Source organism: Brasilonema bromeliae SPC951 (genome assembly GCF_012912135.1).
Taxonomy (GTDB): domain Bacteria; phylum Cyanobacteriota; class Cyanobacteriia; order Cyanobacteriales; family Nostocaceae; genus Brasilonema; species Brasilonema bromeliae.
This window is the reverse complement of the sequence record NZ_QMEB01000173.1, coordinates 1-4,743: the sequence shown is the minus strand read 5'-3', so window position 1 is coordinate 4,743 and position 4,743 is coordinate 1. Positions and strand designations below refer to the sequence as shown.

General features: G+C 42.1%; 4 protein-coding genes. All 4 read left to right on the top strand.

Features of this window, described 5'->3' with window-relative positions; all coding sequences use genetic code 11:
• On the top strand, positions 1–793 hold a 793-nt coding region (gene hemA / locus DP116_RS29520), incomplete at its 5' end, for a glutamyl-tRNA reductase (protein ID WP_246275712.1).
• Between the two features lie 144 nt (positions 794–937).
• Positions 938–1,513, top strand: coding sequence for a Uma2 family endonuclease (locus DP116_RS19740; protein ID WP_169156795.1), 576 nt, complete (start codon positions 938–940; stop codon positions 1,511–1,513).
• A 7-nt stretch (positions 1,514–1,520) separates the two neighbouring features.
• Entirely contained in the window at positions 1,521–1,655 is a 135-nt protein-coding gene (locus DP116_RS30000) for a hypothetical protein (protein ID WP_281357454.1), read from the top strand.
• 81 nt (positions 1,656–1,736) lie between these two features.
• Positions 1,737–4,709, top strand: coding sequence for a UPF0182 family protein (locus DP116_RS19735; protein ID WP_169156805.1), 2,973 nt, complete (start codon positions 1,737–1,739; stop codon positions 4,707–4,709).
• Positions 4,710–4,743: the final 34 nt, after the last annotated feature.

The window sequence follows — 4,743 nt, the reverse complement described above, 5'->3', positions numbered from 1 at the left end:
CAGTTCAGCGGCTGTGGAGTTGGCGCAGATGAAACTGGTAAATTTAACCGCTTGTCGGGTGGCAATTTTAGGTGCTGGCAAGATGTCGCGGTTGCTAGTACAACACTTACTTTCCAAAGGTGCTGAACAAATTTGTATCTTAAATCGCTCTCTCGGACGGGCGGAGGAATTGGCAAAGCACTTCCCCGGACAACCCATCAAAACTTGCTTGCTTTCGGAAATAATGACGGTAATAACCGAAAGTGATTTAGTGTTTACAAGTACATCTGCAACCGAGCCGATTCTTGACCGCGCTAAATTGGAGATGGTTTTGGAACCCAGCCGACTTTTGATGTTAATTGATATTTCTGTACCACGTAACGTTCATGCTGATGTCAACACGTTAACAAACGTACAGGCGTTTAATGTGGATGATTTAAAGGCGGTAGTCGCACAAAACCAAGAAAGTCGCCGCAAAATGGCGCAGGAAGCCGAAGGACTTTTAGAAGAGGAGACGGAAGCTTTTGATGTTTGGTGGCGATCGCTCGAAACAATCACCACAATTAGCTGTTTGCGAAATAAAGTTGAAACAATCCGCGAGCAAGAACTAGAAAAAGCATTGTCGAGATTAGGCTCAGAATTCGGCGAAAAACATCAAGAAGTTATTGAAGCTTTAACCAAAGGAATTGTTAACAAAATTTTACATGATCCAATGGTGCAACTGCGAGCTCAGCAAGATGTCGAGGCAAGACGCCGGTGTATGCAAACTTTACAAATGTTGTTTAACTTAGATGCGGGCGAACAGTTTAGCTAAATGACTAGTTAAAAAGGGGGCTTTCGGTCACGTGTCCCCTTTCTAAGAGCGAATTCAAACCAAACATCCTCTGAGCGTAAGCCGCAAAGCACCATTGCCCAATGCCCTAGAATTGAACTGTATATCAAGCTTTATGGCATTGTCATGAACAGCAAAAAAGTTAAGGTGCAGTCTTTGTACACTGTCACCGATGAAGAACTTATGCTCACGAGTTCGCAAAATCCAGAACTTAGGTTTGAACGTAATGCTGATGGAACACTAGAAACTATGCCACCGACTGGGGGAATTTCTGGAAATAGAGAAGCAAAAGTAATTACTTATCTCCTGACTTGGGTAGAAAGTCAGAATTTAGGTGAAGTGTTTAGTTCAAGTACAGGTTTTAGATTACCTAATACTGCTGTACGTTCCCCTGATGCAGCTTTTGTGGCTAAAGAACGCTTAAGCGAAGGTTGGGATGAACAAGAGGACAAGTTTATCAACCTAGCACCCGACTTTGTCATTGAAATTCGTTCTAAAAACGATAGTCTAGAAAAACTCAAGGCAAAGATGGAGGAATATATAACTAATGGTGTCAAGTTGGGATGGTTAATTGACCGTCAAAATCAGCAAGCTTTGGTTTATCGCCTGGATGGTTCAATAACCCAGTATCCAGCTACAGCAATTTTGAGTGGTGACGATGTTGTACCTGGGTTTACATTGCCGTTGGCAAAGTTATTGTAGAAGTGAAATGACACTCATGTACCGTTCCCAATCCTTGGCAGGGAATAACGCTTTTCCAGATGGATTTCGAGAAAATATGGATAACTTTTGGGCATCTTTTGTCACATTGCCTAAAAAAGCTCTGGAAACAGTTGATAGATAATAATCCTCAAATCCACCTATTGACCTGGCGCTGATTTAAGATCGTCTAGTAAAGGTCGTGCAATGCGTTCGTCATAGATTAATGGTTGATGGCTTATTCAAACGAGGGTCTCGACTGATTATCCTGCTACTAGGGCTATGGCTGTTTTTTGATTTAACTTGCCACCTGAGAGCAGAAATATTCTGGTTTAGTGAAGTTGGATATTTACGAGAATTTTTGTTGCGCTTGTTAACGCAACTAATAGTGTGGGCAGTTGTCTTTTTCACCTCAGTCGGTTTTTTATTCAGCAATTTTCTTGTCACCTCAAGGTTGAAGTATTCCCCAAGCAGACAAGGGGACGGAACAATTCCAAATTCAAAATATGTCCTGCGGACACGCTACGCGAACAAAGTTCAAAATTTAAAAAGTCCGACTTCACACCTCGCCACTCAGGATTCAGAACTCGGATTGCGCTTGCTCTTACCAGTAGTGATAACATTGAGTGCGCTGGCGGGGTTAGTGTTTATTTTTTATGCTCAGAAAGCCTTAAATTTGTGGTTTCCAAATGTTCAATTACCCACCACTAAGTTGGCATTGACACCTTGGTTACAGCAGGTATTGCAGCAAATGCAAATACAGCAGATAGCCATCCCAATTGTGCAGTCGATTCTGTTGTTGGTGTTGACAATTGGGATTGTTATTTATTGTGAGTTTTGCTTGAGAGCGATCGCACTCCTCATCTGTTTACTCCTAAGTTTTCTGTTATCAACACATTGGGTAACCGTTCTAGAGTATTTTCATGTCACTAGTTTTAACAGCACAGAACCGCTATTTCACCAAGATATTAGCTTTTATGTATTTTCTCTACCGATTTGGGAATTGTTGGCATTTTGGCTAGTGGGACTGTTTCTCTTTGCCATCTGCGCCGCAACGCTCATTTACTTGTGTTCGGCAAATAGTCTCAGTGAAGGAAGATTTACAGGGTTTTCTACACAGCAGCGACTCCACTTAAAAGCTTTAAGTAGCTTATTCATGTTAGCAGTTGCCCTGCATTATTGGATTGCAAGATATAAACTTTTGTATTCCACCAGCGGGGTGATTTATGGTGCTAGTTACACCGATGTTAATGTCTTGTTGCCAATTTACACTGGGTTGAGTTTTTTGGCAGTGGCGATCGCCATATATCTACTACTGCAAATAATTATTTTATCTAGAGCAAGAAAAACAAGTTTTAAACTCATTCTCTATCCACCTCAACTCATTTACGCACTCGGACTGTACATATTTGTGGCGGCGGTTTCTGGAGAGATTTTACCCTCAGCAGTACAACGCTTTGTTGTGCAACCGAATGAACTGAGTCGTGAACGCCCATACATTGAGCGTACTATCGCCCTCACCAGAGAAGCTTTTAATTTAGATGCCATAGAAGCAAGAACTTTTGACCCCCGAGGTCAACTAACTGCGAGTAATTTGCAAGAAAATGACCTGACAATTCGCAATATCCGGTTGTGGGATACACGTCCTCTTCTAGAAAGCAACCGTCAGTTGCAACAAATCCGACCTTACTACAAGTTTCCTGGGGCTGACATTGATCGCTATACCCTGAAACGAGAACAAACAGATGAAAAGCAACAGACAATCATCGCAGCGCGGGAACTAGACTACGGTGACGTACCACAACAAGCACAAACTTGGGTGAACAAACATCTTATCTACACTCATGGCTATGGGTTTACACTCAGCCCCGTAAATGTTGTCGCACCTGGCGGATTACCTGATTACTACGTCAAAGATATTGGAGTTAATAACACAGATAACCAGGGTTCGTTGCTGATAACGAATGAATCAGTTCGCTCAAGTGTTCCTATTAATCAACCGCGCATTTATTATGGCGAAATCACCAATAATTATGTGATGACGGGGACAAAAACCCAAGAATTAGACTATCCCAGCCAGAATGATAACGTCTATAACGTCTACGATGGACGTGGAGGAATCTCTATTGGTGCGATGTGGCGGCGCTTGGTGTTTGCTGAATATCTTAAAGATTGGCAGATGCTGCTGACGCGCAATTTTACACCGCAAACAAAGCTGCTGTTTCGTCGCAATATTAAAGAACGAGTGCGGGCGATCGCTCCCTTTTTACGCTACGACAGTGACCCTTATTTAGTTGCTACAGATGGCGAAGGAACAGATATCAAAGGTGACAAGACTTATCTTTACTGGATAATTGATGCTTACACTACGAGCGATCGCTACCCATATTCCGACCCAGGCAAAAATAAATTTAACTATATCCGTAATTCTGTAAAAGTTGTCATTGATGCCTACAACGGCACTGTCAATTTCTATGTTACCGATCCAACAGATCCAATTATTCATACTTTAGGGGCTATCTTCCCCAAATTACTAAAACCCTTGGATAAAATGCCAGTCGCTCTGCGCAGCCATATCCGCTATCCACAAGACTTTTTCAGCATTCAATCTGAGCGATTATTAACATATCACATGACAGACCCACAAGTTTTCTACAATCAAGAAGACTTGTGGCAAATCCCCGACGAAATTTACGGTAGCAAACAGCAGCAGGTACAGCCTTACTACCTGATTATGAAACTACCTCAAGCACAATCGGAAGAGTTCATCTTACTACTACCCTTCAAACCTGTACAACGCGCAAATTTAATTGCTTGGTTAGCAGCACGTTCCGATGGGCAAGAATACAGCAAGTTGTTGCTTTACGAGTTTCCTAAGCAGCAGTTGGTTTATGGAACAGAACAAATTGAAGCTTTGATTAATCAAGATCCAGTTATTTCGCAGCAAATTTCTCTGTGGAATCGCCAAGGTTCAAGAGCAATTCAAGGAAATTTGTTAGTGATTCCCATAGAACGTTCCCTGTTGTATGTTGAACCTCTTTATTTAGAAGCTGAACAAAACAGCTTGCCAACACTTGTAAGGGTGATTGTTGCTTACAATAACCGAATTGTCATGGCAGAAACTTTGGAACAAGCACTTGCTGCCATTTTTCAAGAAAAGAAACCTACAACTCCCCCAATTGTGCGTCCCGTTCAGTAAGCAACCTCCTCCTAACGAGAGAAAACCTCACCCT

What these genes read in the sequence shown, in the direction of transcription:
- DP116_RS19740 (WP_169156795.1), top strand. Translation starts at nt 938, where the DNA reads ATGAACAGCAAAAAAGTTAAGGTGCAGTCTTTGTACACTGTCACCGAT.
- DP116_RS30000 (WP_281357454.1), top strand. Translation starts at nt 1,521, where the DNA reads ATGACACTCATGTACCGTTCCCAATCCTTGGCAGGGAATAACGCTTTT.
- DP116_RS19735 (WP_169156805.1), top strand. Translation starts at nt 1,737, where the DNA reads ATGGTTGATGGCTTATTCAAACGAGGGTCTCGACTGATTATCCTGCTA.